The sequence below is a fragment of the Lysobacter sp. CC-YZS074 genome, assembly GCF_056739745.1.
On sequence record NZ_CP200301.1, the window covers coordinates 1,687,681 to 1,710,429 of the forward strand.

Genomic DNA, 22,749 nt, shown 5'->3' on the forward strand with positions numbered 1-22,749 from the left:
CTGAAGGCCATTTCCGGATTACCGCAGCAGCGCCTCGATGGCATCCACCATGGCCCGCCGGCGCAGCAGGAAGTCCCACAGGCTGCCGCCCATCTGGCGCCACAGCACCGCCGAACGGACCGCGGCGAGCAGTACCGCCCGCACTTCCGCCACCACCGCGGCCTGCCCCAGGTAGTGCGGATTTCCCTGCACCAGCACGCGCGGGCGCAACTGGCTGAGGGTATCGGCGTACAGCGCCCCGAGCGCGGCCAGGACGTCCGGATGGGTGCTGCCGGACGCCTCTGCGGTGCCTGCCTGCGCGCGGATTCCGCGAAGCACCTTCTCCGCCATCGCCTCGTCGCGGACGAAGCGGCGTTCGAGTTGCATCACCGCGAGCGCGAGGCGGGGCAATTGTTCGTCCCGGGCCCGGTTGCCGAAGTAGTCGCGCAGCACGGTCAGGCCGGGACGCAGCGAGGCGCGCCCGCCGTAGACGGCGGCCGGTGATTCGGCATCGATCCGGAATACCGAATCGAGCGCGGTGCCCAGGATCCCTTCGTTGGCCTGGCCGGTATCGGCGATGCGGCGCACCTGGGCGAGGGCCTGCGCGAGCCCGGCGAGCGCAAGCACGCGCTCCTGCATCGGATCGGTGGAGCGGTCGGTCATGCGGTCTGTGCCTTCAAGCGTTGTTCGAGCGGAGCGTCGGTCGTCGCGATGACCGCGCCGCCGAGGCAGGTGTCGCCGTCGTAGAGCACCAGCGACTGGCCCGGCGTTACCGCACGTTGGGGGCGATCGAAGCGGACTTCCAGCGTCCTGTCGTCCTGGACGCTGACCTCGCAGGGCTCGTCCGGCTGCCGGTAACGGGTCTGCGCCGTGCAGCGCAGGCGGCCGCGCGGCGCCTCGCCGGAAATCCAGTGGGCCCGCTCCGACCACAGCTGTGTCGACAGCAACCAGCGGCTGTCGTGGCCCTGGTCGACGTACAGCACGTTGGCGCCGACATCCTTGCCCACGACGTACCAGGGCGCGGGCTCGAACCCGCGCACGCCGCCGAGGTTGAGGCCCTCGCGCTGGCCCAGGGTGAAGTAGAAGACGCCCGGGTGCTCGCCGACGGCGCGGCCGTCAGGGGTGCGCATCTCGCCGGTGCGGGCGGGCAGGTAGCGGCCGAGGAATTCGCGGAAGTCGCGCTCGCCTATGAAGCAGATGCCGGTCGAGTCCTTCTTGGCGGCGGTGGGCAGGCCCGCATCGGCCGCCATCGCCCGGACTGCCTGCTTGGGCAGGTCGCCCAGCGGAAAACGGGTCGACGCAAGCTGGGCCTGGCCGAGCTGGTGCAGGAAATAGCTCTGGTCCTTGCTCCGGTCGACCGCGCGCAACAGTTGCCAGCGACCGTCCTCCCGCACGACCCGGGCGTAGTGCCCGGTCGCGATGTATTCGGCGCCGAGACCCTGTGCGGCCTCGAGGAAATGCTTGAACTTGATCTCGCGGTTGCACAGCACGTCGGGGTTCGGCGTGCGGCCCCGGGCGTACTCGGCGAGGAAGTGCTCGAACACGCCGGCCCAGTACTCGCCGGAAAAGTCCCGGAAGTGGATCGGGATCCCCAACCGGCCGCTTACGGCCACGGCATCGCGGCGGTCGTCCTCGGCGCGGCAGTCTCCGCTGCCGTCATCGGCCCAGTTCTGCATGAAAAGCCCGGCGATCGGCTCGCCGGCATCGCGCAACAACAGGGCGGCGACCGACGAGTCCACTCCGCCGGACAGGCCGACAATGGTGCGTGGCGTGCGGGTGTTCATCGCCGATGGGTCACGCCAGCTGGCAGGCGAGGTCGAGCGGATGGCGGCGCCCCGCCAGGTGGTCGGCCGCGGTGCGCCACACGAGCGGACTGCGGTGCGAGGCGGAGGCGGCCTGCAACTCGGCCGGAGTCAGCCACAGGGCCTGCACGATGCCGTCGTCAAGGCGGCGGTCGGGGTCGTGCACAAGCGGTTCGGCGGCGAAGGCGAATCGCAGGTACTGCCGCCCGCCGGTGCCGTCCGGCCGGACCGGGGCTTTCCACTGGTAAGCGCCGATGAAGGCGGTGAGCTGCACGTCCCATCCGGTTTCCTCGCGCGTTTCACGCAGGGCGGCATCGAGCAGGCTTTCGTCGGGTTCGAGGTGGCCCGCCGGCTGATTCAGCACGCGTTGCCCGCCCACCATTTCCTCGACCATCAACAGCCGCCCGTCGCGCACGACGACGGTGGCGACGGTCACGTCGGGTTGCCAGAAGCGGCCTTCGCGATAACTCAAGGGGACCGTGTGCGAGTGGAGAGCAGCAGGCATTCTGCCCGTGGCGGCGCGCGGGCGTCCATCGCGCCGCCTGGCAGCGTCACCCTATAATCGCGCCATGCCGCGATCCCCCGAACACGACCACCACCACGGCACGCTCGTCGAAGCCGGTAAACCGGAAGTCGCCCGGCCGCCGCTGTACTCGGTGCTGCTGCTGAACGACGACTACACCCCGATGGATTTCGTGGTGGAAGTGCTGATGCGTTTTTTCCCGATGACCGCCGAAAAGGCGACGCAGATCATGCTTCATGTCCACACCCGGGGGCGGGGCGTTTGCGGGGTTTTCACGCGCGAAGTGGCGGAATCGAAAGTGGCGCAAGTCAACGAATTCTCGCGACTCAACCAGCACCCCCTGCTGTGCACCATGGAAAAGGCCTGACACCGCATCCGCGGGACCGATCCCGCTTCATGAACCAAGTGGAACCGATCGCCACGGTACCGGTCTGAACGTTCAGGGGTGACATGGAAAAGCTTGCGGGCACCCCCATTTCGGACCGCAACAGCTTTCAGAGGCATCCCAATGTTCAGCAAGGACCTGGAGTTCAGCATCGGCCAGTGCTACAAGCGCGCACGCGAAGCGCGCCACGAGTACATGACGGTCGAGCACCTGCTGCTCGCGCTCCTCGACAACCCTTCGGCCGAAACCGTGCTGAAGGCGTGCAGCGCCGATTTCCCGCGGCTGCGCGGCGACCTCGAGCAGGCGATCGCCACCTCGGTTTCGGTGCTGCCCGATGACATCGACCGCGATACCCAGCCGACCCTCGGTTTCCAGCGCGTGCTGCAGCGCGCCGTCTACCACGTCCAGTCCTCCGGCAAGAAGGAGGTCACCGGCGCCAACGTGCTGGTGGCGATCTTCGGCGAAAAGGACTCGCACGCGGTGTACTACCTCAACCAGCAGGACATCGCCCGGCTGGACGTGGTGAATTTCCTGTCTCATGGCATCGCCAAGCAGGGCGAGGGCGATGCGCACCACGCTGACGGTGAAGCCCAGTCGGTCGAGGGCGAGGACGGCAAGGCCGATGCGCTCACCGAGTTCGCGGTCAACCTCAACCAGTTGGCCCGCGACGGCAAGATCGACCCGCTGGTCGGCCGCGCCGAGGAGGTCGAGCGGACCATCCAGGTGTTGTGCCGCCGCCGCAAGAACAACCCGCTCTACGTCGGCGAGGCCGGCGTCGGCAAGACCGCGATTGCGGAGGGCCTGGCCAAGCGCATCGTGGACGGCGACGTGCCCGAGGTGCTGGAGGACGCCACCATCTATGCGCTCGACCTCGGCGCGCTGGTGGCCGGCACCAAATACCGCGGCGACTTCGAGAAGCGCCTGAAGGCGGTGCTCGCCCAGATGAAGAAGATCGAGGGCGCGGTGCTGTTCATCGATGAGATCCACACCATCATCGGCGCCGGCTCGGCCAGCGGCGGCACGATGGACGCCAGCAACCTGATCAAGCCGGCGCTGTCGTCGGGCGAGCTGCGCTGCATCGGCTCGACCACCTTCCAGGAGTACCGCGGCATCTTCGAGAAGGACCGCGCACTGGCGAGGCGCTTCCAGAAGATCGACATCGTCGAGCCGACCGTCGGCGAGGCGTTCGAGATCCTGCAGGGGCTGCGGCCGAAATACGAGGCGCACCACGGCGTCACCTACGCCGACGACGCGCTGCAGGCCGCGGTCGACCTGTCGGTGAAGCACATCGGCGACCGGCTGCTGCCGGACAAGGCGATCGACGTGATCGACGAGGCGGGCGCGCGCCAGCGGCTGCTGCCGGAGGACGTGCGCAAGGCCAACATCGATGTCGAGGAGATCGAAACGATCGTCGCCAAGATGGCGCGGATCCCGGCCAAGCAGGTCTCGGCGACCGACAAGGACGTACTGCGCAACCTCGAGCGCAACCTGAAGATGGTGATCTTCGGGCAGGACCCGGCGATCGAGTCGCTGACCTCGGCGATCAAGCTGGCCCGCTCGGGCCTCGGCAACCCCGAGAAGCCGATCGGCAACTTCCTGTTCGCCGGTCCCACCGGTGTCGGCAAGACCGAGGTCACCCGCCAGCTGGCGCTGCAGTTGGGCATCGAACTCGTGCGCTTCGACATGTCCGAGTACATGGAGCCGCATTCGGTCAGCCGCCTGATCGGCGCGCCCCCGGGCTACGTCGGCTTCGACCAGGGCGGACTGCTGACCGAGAAGATCGTCAAGACGCCGCACTGCGTGCTGCTGCTGGACGAGGTGGAAAAGGCCCACCCGGACATCTTCAACATCCTGTTGCAGGTGATGGACCGGGGCACCCTGACCGACACCAACGGCCGCGAGGCGAACTTCCGCAACGTGATCCTGGTGATGACCACCAACGCCGGTGCCGCGCAGGCCTCGCGCCGTTCGATCGGCTTCACCAAGCAGGACCACAGCACCGATGCGATGGAAGTGATCCGCAAGGGCTTCACCCCCGAGTTCCGCAACCGGCTGGACGCCGTGGTGCAGTTCCAGGCGCTGGGCTTCGAGCACATCCTGCGGGTGGTCGACAAGTTCCTGATCGAGCTGGAAGCGCAGCTGCACGAGAAGGACGTCGCCCTCAACGCGACCCCGGACGCGCGCGACTGGCTGGCCCAGCACGGTTTCGACCCGATGATGGGTGCGCGGCCGATGGCGCGGGTGATCCAGGACAGGATCAAGCGCCCGCTGGCCGACGAGTTGCTGTTCGGCAAGCTGGTCGGCGGCGGCCGGGTCACGATCGACGTGCGCGACGGCGAGCTGGTGGTGGATGCGCAGGCCGAGCCGGAGAAGCTGCTGCCGGCTACGGTGTAGGTGGCAAGGCGCTTCTTTGTAGGAGCGACGTGAGTCGCGACCCGCTGAACGTTGGTGACGATGTACAGGCCACGACTGATGTCGCTCCTACAACGGAGTCGCTCTCAGCTGTACCCTCGCGCCGCGACGATGCGCACAGCAAAAAGGCGGCCAATGGCCGCCTTTTCTTTCAATGCGTTACTGCAACTACTTCATGCGGTAGGTGATGCGGCCCTTGGTCAGATCGTAGGGCGTCATTTCGACCTTCACCTTGTCGCCGGTCAGGATGCGGATGTAGTTCTTGCGCATCCGACCGGAAATGTGGGCGATGATTTCGTGCCCGTTTTCGAGACGCACACGGAACATGGTGTTCGGAAGGGTTTCCGCCACCGTGCCCTCGAATTCGATCACGTCGTCTTTTGCCATGTGTTTCCTGGTTGCTACCTGCAGGGCGGCGCGAAACGCGGCCGCGAAGCCGGGCATTCTGCCACGTCGGGCCGGTTCGCGCAAAAATGCCCGTCGGCGCCATTCATCCGCGCGGTCGCCCCAGCTCCGAGGTCGGCAGCTCGCCAAAAACCGCCGTCCAGTTGCCGACGGGACCATCGTCCCCCACCAGTACCGCAACCGTTCCCAGAAACTGGCGGCGGGGCCAGGCTTCGGCACCCAGGCTCAGCAGATGGGGGTTTTCGACCTGCGCGTCGAGCAACGGCCAACCCCAGCGATGCAGGCGTTCGGCGAGGCCGGCGAGCGCGACCTTGGAACCGCCCGGTCGCGCGCTGAACATGCTCTCGCCGAAGAACATCCGGCCGACCGCGACCCCGTACAGCCCGCCTGCCAGGTCGGCTCCGTCGTACACCTCGATTGAATGGGCATGGCCGAGACGGTGCAGCTCCTGATAAGCGTGCCGCATCTGCAGGGTGATCCAGGTGCCATGCTGTCCGGGACGAGCCACCGTCGCGCAGGCCTCGATGACCCGGTCGAACGCGGTGTCGGCGCGCACCGTCCAGCTGGAACGGCGCAGGTCGCGGCGCAGGCGCGAAGACAACCGCACACCGTCGGTGCGGAACACCGTGCGCGGATCGGGTGACCACCAGAGCAGCGGCTGACCTTCCGAATACCACGGGAAGATGCCACTGCCGTATGCGTTGAGCAGGCGCGTCGGTGACAGGTCCCCGCCCATCGCGAGCAGGCCGTCAGGGTCGCGTAGCGCCATGTCCACGGGCGGGAAGGGCGCCGCGGGATCGGCGGGCAGTTCAGGCAGGCGGATCGGCACGGTCCGGGTCCATCGGCAGGCCTGCGGCGCGTGCTTCCCTGAAGGGAGAGCGGGCCTCCAGCGCGGCCATGTAACGCCTGACGGATGCCGCTTCCTCGTGGCACCAGGGGCGCAGGGCTTCCCGGAAAACCGGATGCGCCACCCAATGGCGGCTGCGGACGAGGGTGGGCAGGAAGCCGCGGGCCAGCTTGTGTTCGCCCTGGGCGCCCGGCTCGAAACGGGCAAGGCCGTGCCGCAGGCAGTACTCGATGCCCTGGTAGTAGCAGGTCTCGAAATGCAGGCCCGGGACGGTTTCGACGGCGCCCCAGTAGCGCCCGTACAGAGTATCTGCGCCGCGCAGGCAAAGCGCGCCCGCTACCGGGATACCGTCGCGCTCGGCGAGGAACAGCACCAGCGAACGCGTCGCCTGTGCCAGATGGCGGAGGAAGGGCAGGGTCAGGGCCGGATGGTTGCCGTATTCGGCGAAGGTCCGCAGGTAGAAGCCGTGCATCGCCGCCAGGTCGCGCTCGCCGATGTCCGCCCCCTCCACCACGCGCACCTCGATGCCGGCACGCGCGACCTTGGCCCGTTCCTGGCGGATGTTCTTGCGGTGGCGGTGGTCGAACGCGCCGAGGTAGTCGGCAAAGTCACGCCAGCCGTCGTCGTTGCGCCAGTGGTATTGCACGTCGATCCGGGGCAGCCAGTCGGTCCCGAACGCCGCGTCCTCGCATTCCAGATGGAAATTGACATGGGCCGACGAGCAGCCATGGCGCGTTGACAGCGCCACCAGGGCATCGAGCAACTGCCGCCGGTACGCCGCATCCCCGGCGAGCAGCCGCGGCCCGGTCACCGGCGAGTAGGGCACGGCGCACAGGTGCTTGGGGAAGTAGTCCAGCCCGTGCTCCGCGTAGGCGTGGGCCCAAGCGTGGTCGAACACGAACTCGCCGTGCGAGTTCTGCTTGAGGTAGCCCGGCGCGGCGGCGACCAGTGCGTCGTCCTGCCACAAGGTCAGGTGCCGCGGAGTCCAGCCCCAATCGGTGCGGACGCAGCCGTGTTGTTCGAGCCCCGCCAGGAAGGCGTGCGTCACGAACGGATGGGTGCCGTCGTGCAGTGCATCCCATTGCGCGGCTGGGACTTCGTCCAGCCGATCGAGCTCGCGCACCACCACCCGTCCCGGGGGCGGGCGGGGAAGATTGCCGGTCGGTTCCCGGCGCGAGCTCACGATCGGCGCATCCGATTAGGGACGGGGATCAGCCCTCCAGGTCGAGGAACTTCTCCGCATCCAGAGCCGCCATGCAGCCGAAACCGGCGGAGGTGATCGCCTGGCGATAGACCTGGTCGGCGACGTCGCCCGCCGCGAACACGCCGCGAACCGACGTCTGGGTGGCATTGCCACCGAGCCCGGAAGTGATCTGCAGGTAGCCGTTCTTCATTTCGAGCTGACCTTCGAACAGCGAAGTATTCGGGGTGTGGCCGATCGCGACGAAGAAGCCGTTGACCGGAATATCGCGGGTGGCGTCGTCCCTGGTCGAGCGCAGGCGCATGCCGGTGACGCCGGAGTCGTCGCCCAGTACCTCGTCGACGGTATGGTCCCAGACCAGCTCGATCTTGCCGGCCTGGGCCTTGGCGAACAGCTTGTCCTGCAGGATCTTCTCGGCGCGGAGGCTGTCGCGGCGGTGCACCAGGTACACCTTGCGCGCGATGTTGGACAGGTACAGCGCTTCCTCGACCGCGGTGTTGCCGCCGCCGATCACCGCCACGTCCTGGTCCTTGTAGAAGAAGCCGTCGCAGGTGGCGCAGGCCGACACGCCCTTGCCCATGTACTTCTGCTCGGACTCGATCCCCAGGTACTTGGCGCTGGCGCCGGTGGCGATGACCAGCGCGTCGCAGGTGTACTCGCCGTTGTCGCCGGTCAGCCGGAACGGGCGCTTGGACAGGTCGGCGCTGTGGATGTGGTCGAACACCACCTCGGTGTCGAAACGCTCGGCGTGCGCCTGCATGCGCGCCATCAGGTCCGGGCCCATCAGGCCGTGGGCATCGCCCGGCCAGTTGTCGACCTCGGTGGTGGTCATCAGCTGGCCGCCCATCTGCAGCCCGGTGATCACCAGCGGCTTGAGGTTGGCGCGGGCGGCGTAGACGGCCGAGGTCCAGCCGGCGGGGCCGGAGCCGAGGATGATCAGGCGGGCGTGCTTGCTTGGGGTCATGGGTATAATCGCGGAATAGCGGGACGCGCCGCGAAAGGGCGCGAAACAAAGGCCGCGGCGCACTGGCTACAGCAGTGGCGACCGCGGCCGGCTCGAGCCATAGCTTGGCGGCGGCGTCCCGGCAAAACAAGGCAGCCACCACGGACGCAGTGTTTCAGGCGCCGTGGCATCGACGACGGATCGAAACCCAGACAACCTGTCCAGCCACGCCGCATCGCGCGGCGTTTTTTCTGGCATAGCGGAGAGCATCGCAATGCGTATCGGTGTACCCAAGGAAACCAAGACCCTCGAAGGGCGCGTCGCACTCGTCCCGGCCGCCGCCGGTGACCTGGTCAAGCGTGGCCACGAGGTCTGGCTGGAGAAGGACGCGGGCGTCAAGAGCGGCTTCAGCGACGAGGAATACACCCGTCTGGGCGTGAACATCGCCGCCGACGCCGCCGAGCTGTACGCCAAGGGCGAGCTGATCGTGAAGGTGAAGGAGCCGATCGCCGGCGACCTGCAGCACCTGCGCAAGGATCACCTGCTGTTCTGCTACCTGCACCTGGCCGCCGAGCCGGAACTGACCCGCAAGCTGCTCGACATCGGCCTGACCGGCGTCGCGTTCGAGACCGTCGAGCTGCCCAATGGCGATCTGCCGCTGCTGGCGCCGATGTCGATCATCGCCGGCAAGATCGCCACCCAGGTGGGCACCACGCTGCTGCACATGCCTCAGGGCGGCAAGGGCAAGCTGCTGGGCGGCCTGCCGTCGACCGAGCGCGGCAAGGTGGTGGTGTTCGGTGCCGGCAAGGCCGGCGGTGCCGCGGCGGCGCTGGCCGCGGCCGGTGGCGCGAACGTGGTCGTGTTCGAGATGCGCCAGGACCGCATGGACGAAATGATGCAGCTCGGCCCGAACGTGACCGCGCTGTACCCGTACCACGACGTGGTCGCCCGCGAAGTCGCTTCCGCCGACCTCGTGGTCGGCGCGGTGCTGGTGACCGGCGCCAAGGCCCCGCGCGTCCTGACCCGCGAGATGCTCAAGGGCATGCAGGACGGCAGCGTCGTGGTCGACATCTCGATCGACCAGGGCGGCTGCTTCGAGACCTCGCGCCCGACCACCTGGAAGGAGCCGACCTACGTGGAGGAGGGCGTGACCCACTTCTGCGTGACCAACATGCCCGGTTCGGTGCCGCAGACCAGCTCGCAGGCGATCTGCGCGGCGATCCTGCCTTGGGTCAACAAGCTCGCGGCCGGCGACAGCTGGCGCGACAACGAAGCACTGGTCCGCGGCGTCAACGTGGAAGCCGGCAAGCTGGTCCACCCGGCACTGCTGGACATGAAGCTGTAAAGAGCGCATCGCCCGCCGTCGCCACCTGGCGGCGCGCGGGCTTCGCTGTCGCGTAAGTCGTTTATTCCGTATATTCAACGACTAACGGAACCTAGCTAAGGCAGAGCATCACGGTGGCGCAAGCCTCAACCGCAAGCCGCAGGAAGAAGAGCTCCGATCCGAACCGCGCCGAGCCGTCCTCGCGGCGGCAGCGGCTGACGCGCGACATCGCGTTGATCCTGATCGCGCCCCTACTGCTCTACCTGCTGGTCTGCCTGTTCACGTTCTCGCCGACCGACCCGAGCTGGTCGCAATCGGGCAGCGTCACCGCGCCGCTGCACAACCGCGGCGGGCAGGTCGGGGCCTGGCTGGCCGATATCCTGCTTTACCTGACCGGCTACGTGGCCTTCCTGCTGCCGGTGGTGCTGGGGCTGATCGCCTGGATCGCGCTGTTCAGGACCGACGCCGACATCGAGGAAGACGCCGAGTTCGGTCCGGCGCTGCGGCTGGTCGGCATCGTCGGCTTCCTGGTTTCGGCCACCGGCCTGCTGCAGCTCCGCATCGGGCCGGTGATTGATTTCTCGGCAGGCGCCGGCGGCATCCTCGGCCAACTGGTCGGGCGCTCGCTGTACAGCGGCTTCGGGCCGGTCGGCGGCAACCTGTTCCTGCTGGCGCTGCTGCTGGTGTCGGTGACGCTGGCGACGGGCATCTCGTGGTTCACGGTGATGGACCGCATCGGCCAGTGGGTGCTCGCGCTCGGCCCGGTGCTGCAGAAGCTCTTCCGTCGCGGCAGCCGCCAGGCCAGCGAGTGGCAGCAGACCCGCGCCATGCGCGAGGAGCGCGAGGAAGTCCGCAAGGTCGACACCGAGCTGCGCGCCAAGCGGGCGCCGGTGAAGATCGAACCGCCGGCAGCGCCCACGGTCGAAAAGAGCGACCGGGCCAAGCGCGAGACCCAGATTCCGCTGTTCCACACCGGCGACGGCACCGGCATTCCGCCGCTCGCCTTGCTCGACGACCCGAAGCCGCAGCCGAAGGGCTACAGCCCGGAAACGCTGGAGACGCTGTCGCGGCAGATCGAGTTCAAGCTCAAGGATTTCCGCATCGACGCGAACGTGGTCGGTGCGTATCCGGGACCCGTCATTACCCGGTTCGAGATCGAGCCGGCGCCGGGCATCAAGGTCAGCCAGATCAGTTCGCTCGACAAGGACATCGCCCGCGGGCTGTCGGTCAAGTCGGTGCGCGTGGTCGACGTGATCCCGGGCAAGTCGGTGATCGGCCTGGAAACGCCGAACACCCAGCGCGAGATGATCTACCTGTCCGAACTCCTGCGATCGAAGGAGTACGACAAGTCCAACAGCCCGCTGACGCTGGCGCTCGGCAAGGACATCTCCGGCCGCCCGACCGTGGCCGACCTGGCGCGCATGCCGCACCTGCTGGTCGCCGGCACCACCGGCTCGGGCAAGTCGGTCGCGGTCAATGCGATGGTGCTGAGCCTGCTCTACAAGGCGTCGGCGAAGGACCTGCGGATGCTGATGATCGACCCGAAGATGCTCGAGCTGAGCGTCTACGAGGGCATCCCGCACCTGCTGGCGCCGGTGGTCACCGACATGAAGGAGGCCGCCAACGGCCTGCGCTGGTGCGTGGCGGAGATGGAGCGCCGCTACAAGCTGATGTCGACGGTGGGCGTGCGCAACCTGGCGGGCTTCAACAAGAAGGTGCGCGACGCGATCGACGCCGGCCAGCCGATGCTCGACCCGCTGTTCAAGCCGAATCCGGAGATCGACGAGGCGCCGCCGCAGCTGGAGCCGCTGCCGTTCATCGTCATCTTCATCGACGAATTCGCCGACATGATGATGATCGTCGGCAAGAAAGTGGAGGAGCTGATCGCGCGGCTGGCGCAGAAGGCGCGCGCGGCCGGCATCCACCTGATCCTGGCGACCCAGCGGCCGTCGGTCGACGTCATCACCGGCCTGATCAAGGCGAACATTCCGACCCGCATCGCGTTCCAGGTCTCGTCCAAGATCGACTCGCGCACCATCCTCGACCAGTCCGGCGCCGAGGCGCTGCTGGGCAACGGCGACATGCTGTACCTGCCGCCGGGCACGGCGATGCCCGAGCGCGTGCACGGCGCATTCGTGTCCGACGACGAGGTGCATCGCGTGGTCGAGCACCTCAAGCAGATCGGCGGCCGGCCGGACTACATCGAGGGCGTGCTGGAAGACGTGCAGACGATGGGCGACGGCGTGGTGGTCGGCGCGACCGGCCTGCCGGAGACCGCCAGCAGCGGCGACGAGTCCGACCCGCTGTACGACGAAGCGGTCCGGGTCGTCACCGAGACCCGGCGGGCGTCGATTTCCGGCGTGCAGCGCCGGCTCAAGATCGGCTACAACCGCGCTGCGCGGCTGGTGGAGGCGATGGAGGCCGCCGGGGTTGTCTCTCCCGCGGAGCACAACGGCGACCGCAGCGTGCTGGCGCCACCGCCGCCGAGGGACTGATCCTCCGGGCCTCCGTCCGGTAGGGGGTGAGCCACGTGATCTGCGAGGCGAGCGCATCCAGTCGTGCATCTGCCCGGCCTCCCGGACTGGCTGCCCCGCCGGGTGGGCCAGCTGAATGCAGCGCAGAATGTCGAAGACCTATTCAGCTTCGATCGCCCACACTCGCTTCCGATCGACCCCGTCATCTCTGGAGCCTTCCATGACCGCACTGACCCGCTGGACCACCGGCCTGCTGCTTGGCGCTCTCGCCGCCGGCACCGCATTCGCCGGCGCCCGCGATGACCTCGAAGCGTTCACCACCGGGCTCAAAGGCCTCGACGGCGACTTCGTCCAGCAGGTCTACACCGCCCAGGGGCGGCTGAAGGAAACTTCCAGTGGGGAGGTGCAGCTCTCGGTGCCGCGCCTGTTCCGGTGGGAATACATCAAGCCGTACCCGCAGCTGATCGTCGCCGACGGGGAGAAGGTCTGGATCTACGACCCCGACCTCGCGCAGGTGACGGTGCGGCCGCAGGGACTCGAGGAACAGAGCAGCCCGCTGGCCGCGCTGTTCGAGCCCGCCCGTCTCGATGCAATGTTCGTGGTCGAGGAAACCGGCGAGGCCGGCGGCCTGTCCTGGCTGAAGTTGACCCCGAAGGAGGGCAGGGAAGCGAGCTTCCGCTCGGCGCGCCTTGGATTCAACGACGCCGCCCTGGCGAAGATGGAGGTGGTCGATGCCATCGGCCAGCGCACCGAGATCGGGTTCAAGGGCTGGGAGCGCAACCCGGCGTTCGCGGCAGACACGTTCAAGTACGCGCCGCCCAAGGGCGTGGATGTGATCGGCGAGCGCTGAGCATCCCCGGCGAAATTCGCTGAACCGTGCAGGAAGGTGAACGGAGAATCGTTCACTTTCAATGACTTGGCCTCACGGGGCGTCGACGACCGCTGGTCCAGAGTGTCGCCAAAGCGTCGTCCGGACGCCGGGGACATCTCTCATGCGAAGCCGTCATCCTCTGTATCGCCCGCTCGCCGTTGCCGCCATGGCAGCCTGCGGCGTCCTGACCTCCGTTGCGATCGCGCACGGCCAGCAGACGGCGGCACCGACGTGGATCCAGGCAACCGCGCTTGAGCCTCAGTCCGGGTCCCGTATCGAAGCCGCCCAGGCGATGAACGACACGCTGGCCGCGGCGGTGATCGGCGCGATCTCCACCCAGTTCGGGGAGCGGAAGGTCGAGGTCCGGCTGGACTCGGTCGCCGTCGAGCCGGCGAGCCTGCGCGATCGCGTCGTCGCCGGCAGCGGGCGCCTGCGGATCGGTGACGACCCCTCGTGGATCGCCTTCCAGTTCGAGACCCTGTTCGACACCCGCAACGCCGTGGCGACCGAGCCGGCGCTGGTGCTGGGCGACCCCGACCCGGACACCCGCGCGATCGCTCTGGAATCGACGCTTGCGCGCGAGCTTGACCAGCGGGTGGACGCAGCGCTCGACGCGGAGTTCGCCGGCCAGCCGGTGGAGCTTGTCACCACGAGCGTGACCACGGCCGAAGCGGGGCAACGCTACCTGCAGGTCAAGGCACTGGGTACCGCTGACTTTGCCGCCGAAGGGACCACTCCGGCGCAGATCCAGGGGTTGTACGACCGGCAGGCGCAGGAGTGGGTGCGGGTGGATTACGAGCTCGGCACCACTTCGAACTGGGCCGACGAGACCGATCCCGCCGTAGCCGTCCGCTAGGCACCGCCGGCGGCTGGACCCGCGGGGCAGGACGCTCCGGGCGGCTTTCGCTATGGTGTCCCGCTCCCCTCTGGAAGGCCTCGCGTGGCGCGCCGCAGCACTCCCCCCGTTTCCGCCGATGATCTGCTGAACGACGACAGCGCCAGCGAGAGCTTGAGGCCCCTGGCCGAGCGCATGCGGCCCCGCACGCTCGACGAGATGGTCGGGCAGCGTCGCCTGCTTGCGGAGGGTTCCGCCTTGCGCCGGGCGGTGGAATCCGGCCGGGTCCACTCGATGATCCTGTGGGGGCCGCCGGGTTGCGGCAAGACCACCCTCGCGTTGTTGCTGGCCCGGTACGCCGACGCCGAGTTCCGCGCCATCTCCGCGGTACTGTCGGGACTGCCCGACGTGCGGGTGGTGCTGGCCGAGGCCGCCCAGCGGTTCACGGATGGCCGCCGCACGGTGCTCTTCGTCGACGAGGTGCACCGCTTCAACAAGGCGCAACAGGATGCGTTCCTGCCGCACATCGAGCGGGGCACCATCCTGTTCGTCGGCGCCACCACCGAGAACCCGTCGTTCGAGCTCAACTCCGCGTTGCTGTCGCGCTGCCGGGTGCACGTGATGGAAGCGGTCTCGGCCGACGACATCGAACTCGCATTGCGGCGTGCACTCGAAGACGCCGAGCGGGGGCTGGCGGGGCAGGGGCTCCGGGTCTCCGACGACGCCCTGCACCAGATCGCGGCGGCGGCCGACGGCGATGTGCGCCGCGGCCTGACCCTGCTCGAGATCGCCGCCGAGCTGTCCGGCGACGAGGCCGGCGAGATCACCGAAGCCACCCTGGTCCAGGTGCTGGCCGACCGCACCCGCCGCTTCGACAAGGGTGGCGAGCAGTTCTACGACCAGATCTCGGCACTGCACAAGTCGGTGCGCAGCTCCAATCCGGACGCCGCTCTGTACTGGCTGGCGCGCATGCTCGATGGCGGTTGCGACCCGGTCTACCTTGCCCGCCGGCTGACCCGGATGGCGACCGAGGACATCGGACTGGCCGACCCCCGCGCGCAGACAATGGCGCTGGAAGCCTGGGATACCTACGAGCGGCTTGGCAGCCCGGAGGGCGAGCTGGCCTTGGCGCAGCTGACGATCTACCTCGCCAGCACCGCGAAGTCGAACGCCGCCTACGTCGCCTTCAAGGCGGCCCGGCGTGATGTCATCGAGCACGGCACCCAGGACGTGCCACTGCACCTGCGTAACGCGCCGACCAAGCTCATGAAGCAACTGGGCTATGCCAGGGGATACCAGTACGACCACGACGCCGAGGGCGGTGTGGCGCTGGACCAGACCGGCTTTCCCGACGCCATGGGCGAGCGGGTCTATTACCGGCCGGTGGAACGTGGTCTGGAGATCAAGTTGAAGGAAAAACTCGACCGCCTGCGTGAAGCGCGCGAGAAGGAGCGTGGGGCAAGTGATGCCGTGGCGGGCGCGGTACCGGGCCCGATGCTCTGACTATGCACGAGAAGGTTTGCGGAACCTGTTGATTATGTTCTCCAATCGGCCTCGTGCGGTATTCGGCCGAACGATTGTGTATCAGGTTTGAAACACCTCGCGCAGAGCAATCAGCCGGGCAGTCGGGCCCCTTTATGCCCGCCTGTCGAAGGCCCCCAAGTGGGGTTCGCCTCACCGCGTGCCGGATGGCGCGACCGATCCGTTTCAATGTTGAAACCAAATCCGGCAAGCGGCACCGCCATTCCGCGAAATCGGCGTGCCCCTGTCCGCGTTCGGCAAGCCTGCGCGCGTCCCCGCGGTCTCCCGCGATGCTGAACCCTGCTGGCACTGGCCATGCGTGTTGTCTCTTGCGTCGCCCCCGACCGCGTCCCCCTCGCGGTCGGTTCGGCGCGAACTTCAGGAGAACGACAATGCGCATTCGTAGAACACTCGTGGCATCAGCGGTATTCCTCGCACTCGGCTTCACCGCCCCGGCGTGGGCACAGTCGGCCGACGAAGCCGGCAACGGCGACAACAACGCCACCAACGTGGGTGTGGACCTCATGCTGGACGTGGATGCGTCCGACGACCACAGCGGCAACAACCGCAACAACCGCGGCCGTGCCGATGCCTCGGGGCAGGGCAGCGCCGCCGCCAACAACAACAGCACCGCGAGCGCCAACTGGGCGAGCTCGTTCAACACCAACCAGGCCATCGCCAACACCGAGCTCAACGGCTCAGTATCGGGCGTGAGCGTGTACGACATCGGTAATGTCGCCAACAACACCGGTGGTGCCGGTGGCGGCGATGGCGGCGCCGGTGGCGTCGGTGCCGGTGGTTCCGGCACGGGTGGTGTGGGCAATGGCGCGGACGGCGGCGACAGCGGAGCGGCCATCGCGGCCAGCGTGCGGCTGGGCGGTTCAGCCGCCGATACCGGTGATGCGGGCGCGAGCGGCAGCTCGGGCGCAAGCACCGACGCCGATGCCGGCTCGGGTGCGGATTCGGTCGCACGGGCCCGCGAACGTGCCGCAGGCAACGCGAATGCCGATTCGGCCGCCGATTCCGCTTCCACCGCGACCTCGGGCGCGTCGACGTCAGACGCGACGGCCAGTGCGGCTTCGGGCGCTTCGAGCAGTTCCGACTCGGGTGTCAGCGGTGATGCGATGGCCACCACCGGCGCCGGCGGCGCGGGCGGTTCGGCATCCGGCGGCGCCGGCTCCGGCGGCAACGGCAATGGCGGCGACGGCGGTGCCGGGGGCGCGGGTGGCTCCGTGGCCAACAGCGCCGGCAGCTTCAGCATGGCCAACAACATGTCCGGTTCGGCCAATGCCGCCGCCGGCATCATGGTGACCGCGCAGAACAGCGGTGCGGCTTCGCTGATCCAGCAGGGCGTGACGGTGCAGGCCAACCTGACCGTAGGCCAGTAACTGCCGAAGCGCCGCGGCCTCTGCCGCGGCGCGATGCACAGCTGCCGCGAGGCAGTCCTGGAGGCGGCAGCGGAAACGCTGCCGCCGATGCACGTCGGAACGCCTGCCCGAGGATCCAAGACATGGGTGTCCCCACTTCAAAACACCGCGTATTCGCGCGTCCGGGCGTCTTCGCCGTCACCCCGCTCTGGGTCGTGTTGCTGTGCGCGACGCCACCCGCCGCCGCGGAAGGGCCTGCCGGCCCCCGGCACCCATCGGCGGGAGTGCAGTCGACCGTCGCAGTCCCGGTCACGGAGCCGGCAAACGGCACGACATTTTCCGCCGCGCCCGTAGATGGATTGGGCGCCGCACTCGATCCCGACGGGCTGGCAACGCTGCGTGGCGGCGACGGCGTGGAGTTCGACCTGGTCGAGAACACCGCCAGCGCCAACGGCGTGGTCAGCGGCAACCATGCAGAAAACATCGTCAGCGGCACCAACAGCCTGGCCGGCGAGGCGTTTTCCGGCGCTGCCGGCATCAACACCGCCATCCAGAACAGCGGTTCCAATGTGCTGATCCAGAACGCGACGGTGGTGAACGTGCGTTTCGCGGACCCGGGCCTGTGAGGTCACGCAGGCCCCTGGCGACCGTCGCCTGGGCGATGGGGCTTGCGCTGGCGGTGCCGTTGGCCCCGACGGCCGCGGCGTCGTCGGTCGAGGTGCGCACGCCGCACGGCGGCGCGTACACGCTGAAGGTCACCAGCCTCAAGGAGGCGCGGTTCCGCACCACTGTCCCGCAGCAGTACGACTTCAGCTGCGGCTCGGCGGCCACCGCGACCCTGCTGACCTACCAGTACGGCCATCCGGTCAGCGAAAAGGACGTGTTCGTGCAGATGTACCGCAACGGCGACCAGCGCAAGATCCGCGCCGAGGGATTCTCCCTGCTGGACATGCGGCGTTACCTCGAGTCGCAGGGTTTCGTGGCCGATGGCTTCGAGCTGCCGCTGGACGAATTGCTGGAGGAAGGCCTGCCGGCGATCGTGCTGCTCAACGACCGCGGCTACCGGCATTTCGTCGTGGTCAAGGGTTTGCGCGACGGCCGCGTCCTGCTGGGCGACCCCGCCCGCGGCACCCGCGCGATGTCGCGTCGTCGCTTCGAGGCGCTGTGGGACAACGGCGTGTTGTTCGTCATCCACAACCGGCGCGAACTCGCCGGATTCAACCAGCCCGTCGACTGGCGTACCGCGCCGCCCGCGCCGTTGCAGTCGGGCATCATTCGGCAGGGCCTGCGCGACATCGTGGTGCCCAAGTTCGGCCCGGGAGACAGCTGATGAACGCCGCGAACCGTTGCGTGCTCGGGCTGGTGCTGGCACTGGCCAGCTCGACCGCCGCCGCCGAAGGGCCCCGGCCACTCGGCCCGGAATGGGTCGCGTTGCCGACCGACCGGCTCGACCGGATGCGTGGCGGGTTCAGCCTGCCGTCCGGCCTGGTGCTGTCGTTCGGCATCGAGCGGCTGGTGTTCGTGAACGGTGACGTGGTGGCGACCGCCCGCGTGCAGATCCCGGATGTCTCCCGGATGACGGTGGACCAGGCGCGTGACCTCGCCCGGCTCAGGCAGGGGATGGTTGTCCAGTTGGGCGACGGGAATACGTTCAACCCATCAGGCGCGATCAACGGCGTGGTGATCCAGAACGGCCTCGACGGCCAGGACATCCGCACGTTGACCACGCTCGACGTGGGCGTCGGGTCGCTCGGTCTGTTCCAGCACCTCAACGCCAACGCGGCGCTGCAGGATGCGTTGAACACAGCCGCCGGGGTGCCCTGAGCCATTCCCACCAGCAGCACTAAGGACCGGTTGGCTGATGAATACACGATGTGCCGCCACCGCGACGGTGGTGATCGCCAACTGCCTGTCGCTCGCCATCGCCGGGCAGGTGAGCGCGCAGGCCCTGCCGGCGGACGCCACGCAACAGGGCACCCGGCTGGATGTGCTGCAGGAGCAGGTGCAGGAGCAGACCCGCCGGCTCGACGGCCTGCGCGACCTGCTGATCGAACAGCAGGACCGCGTCGCCGAACTGCAGCGGGCGCTGGCCGAGGAACGGCTGGCCAACACCCGCGCCCGCGGTATCCAGGACGGTGCGGGGCAGGGCGGGCAGGAGGCGCCGCCGGTGTCGCAGGAGGCAACCCCGCGACCGACCGGACAGCCGCCCACCGCGGCCGTCGCACAGACCGACGGCGCATCGCCAGCGCCCGAGCAACCGGTCGGCCGCGCGCCGGAGCAAAGCCTGCGGCCGCCGGAAGTCGCCCAGATCTTTGACCAGCCCGGCGTCCTCACGCCCGAAGGCACCTTCATCCTCGAGCCATCGCTGCAGTTCGGCTACTCGTCCAGCAACCGCGTCGCCCTGGTGGGCTACACCATCATCCCGGCGATCCTGATCGGCCTGATCGACGTGCGCCAGGTCAAGACCAGCACCGGCACCGCGGCGCTGACCGGCCGCTACGGCATCAACAACCGGTTCGAGCTGGAAGCGCGGGTGCCTTACGTCTACAGCAGCAGCGACACCGTGAGTCGGGAGATCTTCACCGGATCGGCGGTCGAGAACGTGTTCACCTCCAGCGGCAAGGGCGTCGGCGACATCGAGGCGACCGCACGTCTGCAGCTCAACCGCGGCGGCCCCGACAAACCCTTCTACGTAGGCTGGCTGCGCTACAAGAGCCGCACCGGGCAGGACCCGTTCGAAGTGGTCACCGACTGCGTCACCCGTTGCGTCGCCAATGCGACAGGCACCGGCCTGCCGCTGGAACTGCCGACCGGCAGCGGCTTCGAATCGATCCAGCCGGGCGTGACCTGGCTGTTTCCGTCCGACCCGGTGGTGTTCTTCGGCAGCTTCAGCTACCTGCACAACTTCAAGCGCGACAACGTCTCGCGCACCGTACTCACCGGTGCGCCGCCGGAGTTCCCGCAGACGACCACCGAGCCGATCGGCGAAGTGGACGCCGGCGACATCTGGGGCTTCAACCTGGGCATGGGACTGGCCCTCAACGAAAAGGCGGCGATCAGCATCGGCTACGACGCCGCGTTCATCGGCAAGACGCAGCAGAACGGCGAGGACGCTCCCGGCGCGGTACGGCTGACGCTGGGCACCCTGCTGCTCGGTGCGTCCTACCGCTTCAGTGACGACTACACGCTCAACGTGGCCCTCGGCGTCGGCATGACCCGCGACACCCCCGACATGACGCTGACCGCGCGCGTGCCGATCACCTTCTGAGGCGGGTTCACGCCCGCCAACTCGCACCCGTCCCCGTTTGCACCGGGTTGCCCGCACCGCGACCCGGCCATAGGCTGCGTCGTGGCGGGAAGGACGCGACCGCTACGGCCGGACAGGCCGGCACACGGGTGCGTCCACACGGAGGGGACTTCATTTGGAAGGGAAGACCGTCGGCGGGACGGCACCCGCCTCGAACGCGTTCTGGTGGGCAGGGATACTGCTGTGGCTGGTGGCCGCGTCCGTCTGGGCCGCCGGGCCGGCACCGCCGCCCGCGCCCCCGCTGCCCATGGCGACGCGGCTCCAGCAACTCTATGAAGTCTCCGACAACGTCGAGGCCACCGGCAACGCCCGAATCGCGGCGATCATCGCGGCTTACGACCGCCTGTTCGGTGCCAACGTGCGGCGCGGCGACTGGTCGGGCGTCGCCAATGCCGATCTGGAGATCCTGTTCAAGGCGCTGCGCGAGGTCGGGTTCCATTCCGGTGATCCGCGGCACGCGCGGGACATGGCCCGGGTGCTGGGGCAACTGCAGGATCGGGGAGCGACGGCGGCCGAGCACATCGAGGCCTTGCACGGGTTGTACGTGCACGCGCGGATGCTCGACGAGGCCCGTGCGCTGGCGGACGCACATCCGGCGATCGCACTGGAGCGACTTCCGGAGATCCGGCAAGCCGCCGTGCCCGCGGAAGGCAGTGCACCGGTATGGAAGGTGGACCGCGACCACCGACTGCTGATTGCCACATCGATCGAAGTGGACACACCGGTCCTGATCGTGGTCGCGTCCCATCCGGGCTGCGGGTTCTCACTTGCCGCTGCGGAGGCCATTGGCGGCGATGCGACCCTGGGGCCGCTGTTCGAGCGGCATTCGCGCTGGCTCATGCCGCCCGCCAACCGGCTGGATTTCGACATGGCCCGGCAGTGGAACCGCAGCCACCCCGCCACGCCCGTGGCGATGGCGATCCGTCGCGATGACTGGCCCGCCATCAACAACTGGAACACCCCGACGTTTTACTTCTTCCGGGAGGGTGAGCTGGTCACCAGCGTGACCGGTTGGCCACTGGACGGGGCAGGGCGGCGCGCCGAGCTGGTCGACGCGCTGCACAGGGTCGGACTGCTGGACTGACCGTCAGGGCGTCGCCCTGTAGCCACCGAAGCTCCCGGCCGCGCCCGGGAACACCACCGGGCTTTCCGCCCCGTTGCGGCCGACCGCCGACACCCCGAAGAAGTAGTTGTCGATGACGACGTTCTCCAGAGTGAACTCGTCGACATTGCCAACGTAGCGGCTGTGGGTCCATTGGGGCTCGGCGGTCAGGCGCCAGTGGACGCGATAGCCGGCCAGCTCCGGGGCTTGCGCCGCGGCGGGGCGGCTCCAGCGCAGGGTGGTATCCGGACCGACCGCGCCTTCGATCTCTACCTCCGCCGGCGGTGGCGGCGCCCACGCCAAGCCGGCCAGCGACACCGCGTTGAGGGCGGTGAGCTTCGCCGCATAAGCGAAGTTGACGCCCTCGAGGGTATCGCCGTACACGATGCCGTCTTCGGTGCGAAGGTCCTGGTGCTGTCGGTCGTAGTGCTCGTTGGTTTCCATCACCCGAACCGCCGGCGCGCCGATGTCGTTGAACGGGCGGTGGTGGCCACCGCGCCCGAACCGGTCCAGCCGGTAAACCATCATCACGTCGAGGTTGGGTACGTATTCGTCCGCCATGCGGTCGATATAGCGGGCGAGGTTGCGCGACGGCGAATCGACCTCGCCGCCTGTGAAGCGCCGCGCACGGGCTTCCTCCGGCGTCTCGTTTACCCGGGTGCCTTCCGAGAACACCCGCGCGGTCGTGTTGTCGACCACGCCGTTGATGCCGGCGATGTTGCCGATCATGTCGTTGTTGAGCACCGCCTCGATGCGCCAGCCGTGCTTCCGCGCATAGTCCGCGAGGATCTTGCCGCCCCACAGGCCCTGCTCCTCGCCGGCCAGCGCCGCGTAGACGATGGTGCCGTTGAAGTCGTAGCGGGAGAGCACCCGCGCCGCTTCCAGCGTGCCGGCGATGCCCGAAGCGTTGTCGTTGGCGCCCGGCGAGTCGGATGTGAAATCCATGACGTCGGAGACGCGCGAATCGATGTCGCCGCTCATCATCACCACGCGGTCCGGGTCGGCGGTGCCGCGCTGGATCGCGATCACGCTGACCACCTCGACCGGATCGGGGATCCGCTCCTGGCCGGACACGGTGTCGCTGACGGTCACCACCTCGAGGCAGCCGCCGCAGTCTTCGGAGATCCGCTCGAACTCGGCCTGGATCCAGCGCCGCGCCGCGCCGATGCCGCGGGTGTCGGATTGCGTTTCCGACAGCGTGTGGCGCGTGCCGAAGCCGACCAGTGTGCGGATGTCGGCCTCGATGCGGGCGGGCGAGGGCGCCACCCCGATGTCGTGGAGGGCGGCCACGTCCGCAGGCGGAGCCTCGGTGCGGCCGGTCACCGGCATCGCCGAGAGGCAGCCGATGATGGCAAGGGTGCGATAACGGCTCATGGCCTCTCCTGCGTTGACGGATCAACGCAGGGTAGTGGGCCCGGCGGGAGCCGTAAATGTCCCGGCGGCTACGGGCC

The 22,749-nt window shown here is 68.3% G+C and carries 21 protein-coding genes; 13 read left to right on the forward strand and 8 right to left on the reverse strand.

The window, feature by feature from the left end; genetic code table 11:
• Positions 1-18: 18 nt before the first annotated feature.
• Genes hflD through U8331_RS07595 form a run of 3 tightly spaced genes read right to left on the reverse strand, consistent with a single transcriptional unit; the run spans position 19 to position 2,253 of the window.
• Positions 19-618, reverse strand: coding sequence for a high frequency lysogenization protein HflD (hflD, locus tag U8331_RS07585; protein ID WP_481132919.1), 600 nt, complete (start codon positions 616-618; stop codon positions 19-21).
• A gap of 20 nt (positions 619-638) precedes the next feature.
• The gene (mnmA, locus tag U8331_RS07590; RefSeq protein ID WP_481130464.1) at positions 639-1,763 is read right to left on the reverse strand and encodes a tRNA 2-thiouridine(34) synthase MnmA; all 1,125 of its coding nucleotides are present in this window, start codon (positions 1,761-1,763) and stop codon (positions 639-641) included.
• 10 nt (positions 1,764-1,773) lie between these two features.
• Positions 1,774-2,253, reverse strand: a complete 480-nt coding sequence (locus U8331_RS07595; RefSeq protein WP_481130465.1) for an NUDIX hydrolase — start codon at positions 2,251-2,253, stop codon at positions 1,774-1,776.
• Between the two features lie 97 nt (positions 2,254-2,350).
• Here U8331_RS07595 and clpS point away from each other — a divergent pair, with 97 nt between their 5' ends.
• Positions 2,351-2,671 carry an ATP-dependent Clp protease adapter ClpS gene (clpS, locus tag U8331_RS07600; RefSeq protein WP_481130466.1) on the forward strand — a complete coding sequence of 107 codons (321 nt, stop codon included), beginning with the start codon at positions 2,351-2,353 and terminating at the stop codon, positions 2,669-2,671.
• Between the two features lie 141 nt (positions 2,672-2,812).
• Entirely contained in the window at positions 2,813-5,083 is a 2,271-nt protein-coding gene (gene clpA, locus U8331_RS07605) for an ATP-dependent Clp protease ATP-binding subunit ClpA (protein WP_481130467.1), read from the forward strand.
• 186 nt (positions 5,084-5,269) lie between these two features.
• Here clpA and infA read toward each other — a convergent pair whose 3' ends face one another.
• The 4 genes from infA to trxB form a co-directional block, all read right to left on the reverse strand.
• A complete protein-coding gene (gene infA / locus U8331_RS07610) occupies positions 5,270-5,488 on the reverse strand; it encodes a translation initiation factor IF-1 (RefSeq protein WP_031372296.1) in 219 nt (72 codons plus the stop codon).
• A gap of 103 nt (positions 5,489-5,591) precedes the next feature.
• On the reverse strand, positions 5,592-6,275 hold the full coding sequence (gene aat / locus U8331_RS07615) for a leucyl/phenylalanyl-tRNA--protein transferase (protein ID WP_481132920.1): 684 nt from the start codon (positions 6,273-6,275) through the stop codon (positions 5,592-5,594).
• Positions 6,276-6,315: 40 nt separating this feature from the next.
• Entirely contained in the window at positions 6,316-7,482 is a 1,167-nt protein-coding gene (locus U8331_RS07620) for a GNAT family N-acetyltransferase (protein WP_481132921.1), read from the reverse strand.
• Positions 7,483-7,564: 82 nt separating this feature from the next.
• On the reverse strand, positions 7,565-8,518 hold the full coding sequence (trxB, locus tag U8331_RS07625; RefSeq protein WP_481130468.1) for a thioredoxin-disulfide reductase: 954 nt from the start codon (positions 8,516-8,518) through the stop codon (positions 7,565-7,567).
• 253 nt (positions 8,519-8,771) lie between these two features.
• On the opposite strand from trxB, the gene ald reads away from it, so the two are divergent.
• From ald to U8331_RS07680, 11 genes are all read left to right on the forward strand, one after another.
• The gene (gene ald, locus U8331_RS07630) at positions 8,772-9,842 is read left to right on the forward strand and encodes an alanine dehydrogenase (RefSeq protein WP_481130469.1); all 1,071 of its coding nucleotides are present in this window, start codon (positions 8,772-8,774) and stop codon (positions 9,840-9,842) included.
• 113 nt (positions 9,843-9,955) lie between these two features.
• Positions 9,956-12,316: a DNA translocase FtsK gene (locus U8331_RS07635; RefSeq protein WP_481130470.1), complete on the forward strand. Its 2,361-nt coding sequence runs from the start codon at positions 9,956-9,958 to the stop codon at positions 12,314-12,316.
• 199 nt (positions 12,317-12,515) lie between these two features.
• Positions 12,516-13,145 carry an outer membrane lipoprotein periplasmic chaperone LolA gene (gene lolA / locus U8331_RS07640; protein ID WP_481130471.1) on the forward strand — a complete coding sequence of 210 codons (630 nt, stop codon included), beginning with the start codon at positions 12,516-12,518 and terminating at the stop codon, positions 13,143-13,145.
• Positions 13,146-13,287: 142 nt separating this feature from the next.
• Entirely contained in the window at positions 13,288-14,022 is a 735-nt protein-coding gene (locus tag U8331_RS07645) for a hypothetical protein (protein ID WP_481130472.1), read from the forward strand.
• A 174-nt stretch (positions 14,023-14,196) separates the two neighbouring features.
• Entirely contained in the window at positions 14,197-15,504 is a 1,308-nt protein-coding gene (locus tag U8331_RS07650) for a replication-associated recombination protein A (RefSeq protein WP_481132922.1), read from the forward strand.
• A 185-nt stretch (positions 15,505-15,689) separates the two neighbouring features.
• Positions 15,690-16,910, forward strand: a complete 1,221-nt coding sequence (locus tag U8331_RS07655; protein ID WP_481130473.1) for a hypothetical protein — start codon at positions 15,690-15,692, stop codon at positions 16,908-16,910.
• Between the two features lie 338 nt (positions 16,911-17,248).
• Positions 17,249-17,515 (forward strand): hypothetical protein, encoded by a 267-nt coding sequence (locus U8331_RS07660; protein WP_481130474.1) that lies wholly within the window; start codon positions 17,249-17,251, stop codon positions 17,513-17,515.
• Positions 17,512-18,219: a C39 family peptidase gene (locus U8331_RS07665; protein ID WP_481130475.1), complete on the forward strand. Its 708-nt coding sequence runs from the start codon at positions 17,512-17,514 to the stop codon at positions 18,217-18,219. The genes U8331_RS07660 and U8331_RS07665 overlap by 4 nt, the downstream gene beginning before the upstream one ends.
• A complete protein-coding gene (locus U8331_RS07670; protein ID WP_481130476.1) occupies positions 18,219-18,713 on the forward strand; it encodes a hypothetical protein in 495 nt (164 codons plus the stop codon). Before U8331_RS07665 ends, U8331_RS07670 begins: the two co-directional genes overlap by 1 nt.
• A gap of 37 nt (positions 18,714-18,750) precedes the next feature.
• Positions 18,751-20,157, forward strand: coding sequence for an acetate kinase (locus U8331_RS07675; RefSeq protein WP_481130478.1), 1,407 nt, complete (start codon positions 18,751-18,753; stop codon positions 20,155-20,157).
• Between the two features lie 154 nt (positions 20,158-20,311).
• Complete coding sequence (locus U8331_RS07680; protein WP_481130479.1) at positions 20,312-21,280, forward strand: hypothetical protein; 969 nt, start codon at positions 20,312-20,314, stop codon at positions 21,278-21,280.
• 3 nt (positions 21,281-21,283) lie between these two features.
• Here U8331_RS07680 and U8331_RS07685 read toward each other — a convergent pair whose 3' ends face one another.
• Positions 21,284-22,672 carry a M28 family metallopeptidase gene (locus tag U8331_RS07685; RefSeq protein WP_481130480.1) on the reverse strand — a complete coding sequence of 463 codons (1,389 nt, stop codon included), beginning with the start codon at positions 22,670-22,672 and terminating at the stop codon, positions 21,284-21,286.
• Between the last annotated feature and the right edge of the window lie 77 nt (positions 22,673-22,749).

What these genes read in the sequence shown, in the direction of transcription:
- mnmA (WP_481130464.1), bottom strand. Translation starts at nt 1,763, where the DNA reads ATGAACACCCGCACGCCACGCACCATTGTCGGCCTGTCCGGCGGAGTG.
- hflD (WP_481132919.1), bottom strand. Translation starts at nt 618, where the DNA reads ATGCAGGAGCGCGTGCTTGCGCTCGCCGGGCTCGCGCAGGCCCTCGCC.
- clpA (WP_481130467.1), top strand. Translation starts at nt 2,813, where the DNA reads ATGTTCAGCAAGGACCTGGAGTTCAGCATCGGCCAGTGCTACAAGCGC.
- U8331_RS07650 (WP_481132922.1), top strand. Translation starts at nt 14,197, where the DNA reads ATGCGGCCCCGCACGCTCGACGAGATGGTCGGGCAGCGTCGCCTGCTT.
- ald (WP_481130469.1), top strand. Translation starts at nt 8,772, where the DNA reads ATGCGTATCGGTGTACCCAAGGAAACCAAGACCCTCGAAGGGCGCGTC.
- U8331_RS07675 (WP_481130478.1), top strand. Translation starts at nt 18,751, where the DNA reads ATGAATACACGATGTGCCGCCACCGCGACGGTGGTGATCGCCAACTGC.
- U8331_RS07670 (WP_481130476.1), top strand. Translation starts at nt 18,219, where the DNA reads ATGAACGCCGCGAACCGTTGCGTGCTCGGGCTGGTGCTGGCACTGGCC.
- clpS (WP_481130466.1), top strand. Translation starts at nt 2,351, where the DNA reads ATGCCGCGATCCCCCGAACACGACCACCACCACGGCACGCTCGTCGAA.
- U8331_RS07685 (WP_481130480.1), bottom strand. Translation starts at nt 22,672, where the DNA reads ATGAGCCGTTATCGCACCCTTGCCATCATCGGCTGCCTCTCGGCGATG.
- lolA (WP_481130471.1), top strand. Translation starts at nt 12,516, where the DNA reads ATGACCGCACTGACCCGCTGGACCACCGGCCTGCTGCTTGGCGCTCTC.
- U8331_RS07655 (WP_481130473.1), top strand. Translation starts at nt 15,690, where the DNA reads ATGGCGCGACCGATCCGTTTCAATGTTGAAACCAAATCCGGCAAGCGG.
- infA (WP_031372296.1), bottom strand. Translation starts at nt 5,488, where the DNA reads ATGGCAAAAGACGACGTGATCGAATTCGAGGGCACGGTGGCGGAAACC.
- trxB (WP_481130468.1), bottom strand. Translation starts at nt 8,518, where the DNA reads ATGACCCCAAGCAAGCACGCCCGCCTGATCATCCTCGGCTCCGGCCCC.
- U8331_RS07645 (WP_481130472.1), top strand. Translation starts at nt 13,288, where the DNA reads ATGCGAAGCCGTCATCCTCTGTATCGCCCGCTCGCCGTTGCCGCCATG.
- aat (WP_481132920.1), bottom strand. Translation starts at nt 6,275, where the DNA reads ATGGCGCTACGCGACCCTGACGGCCTGCTCGCGATGGGCGGGGACCTG.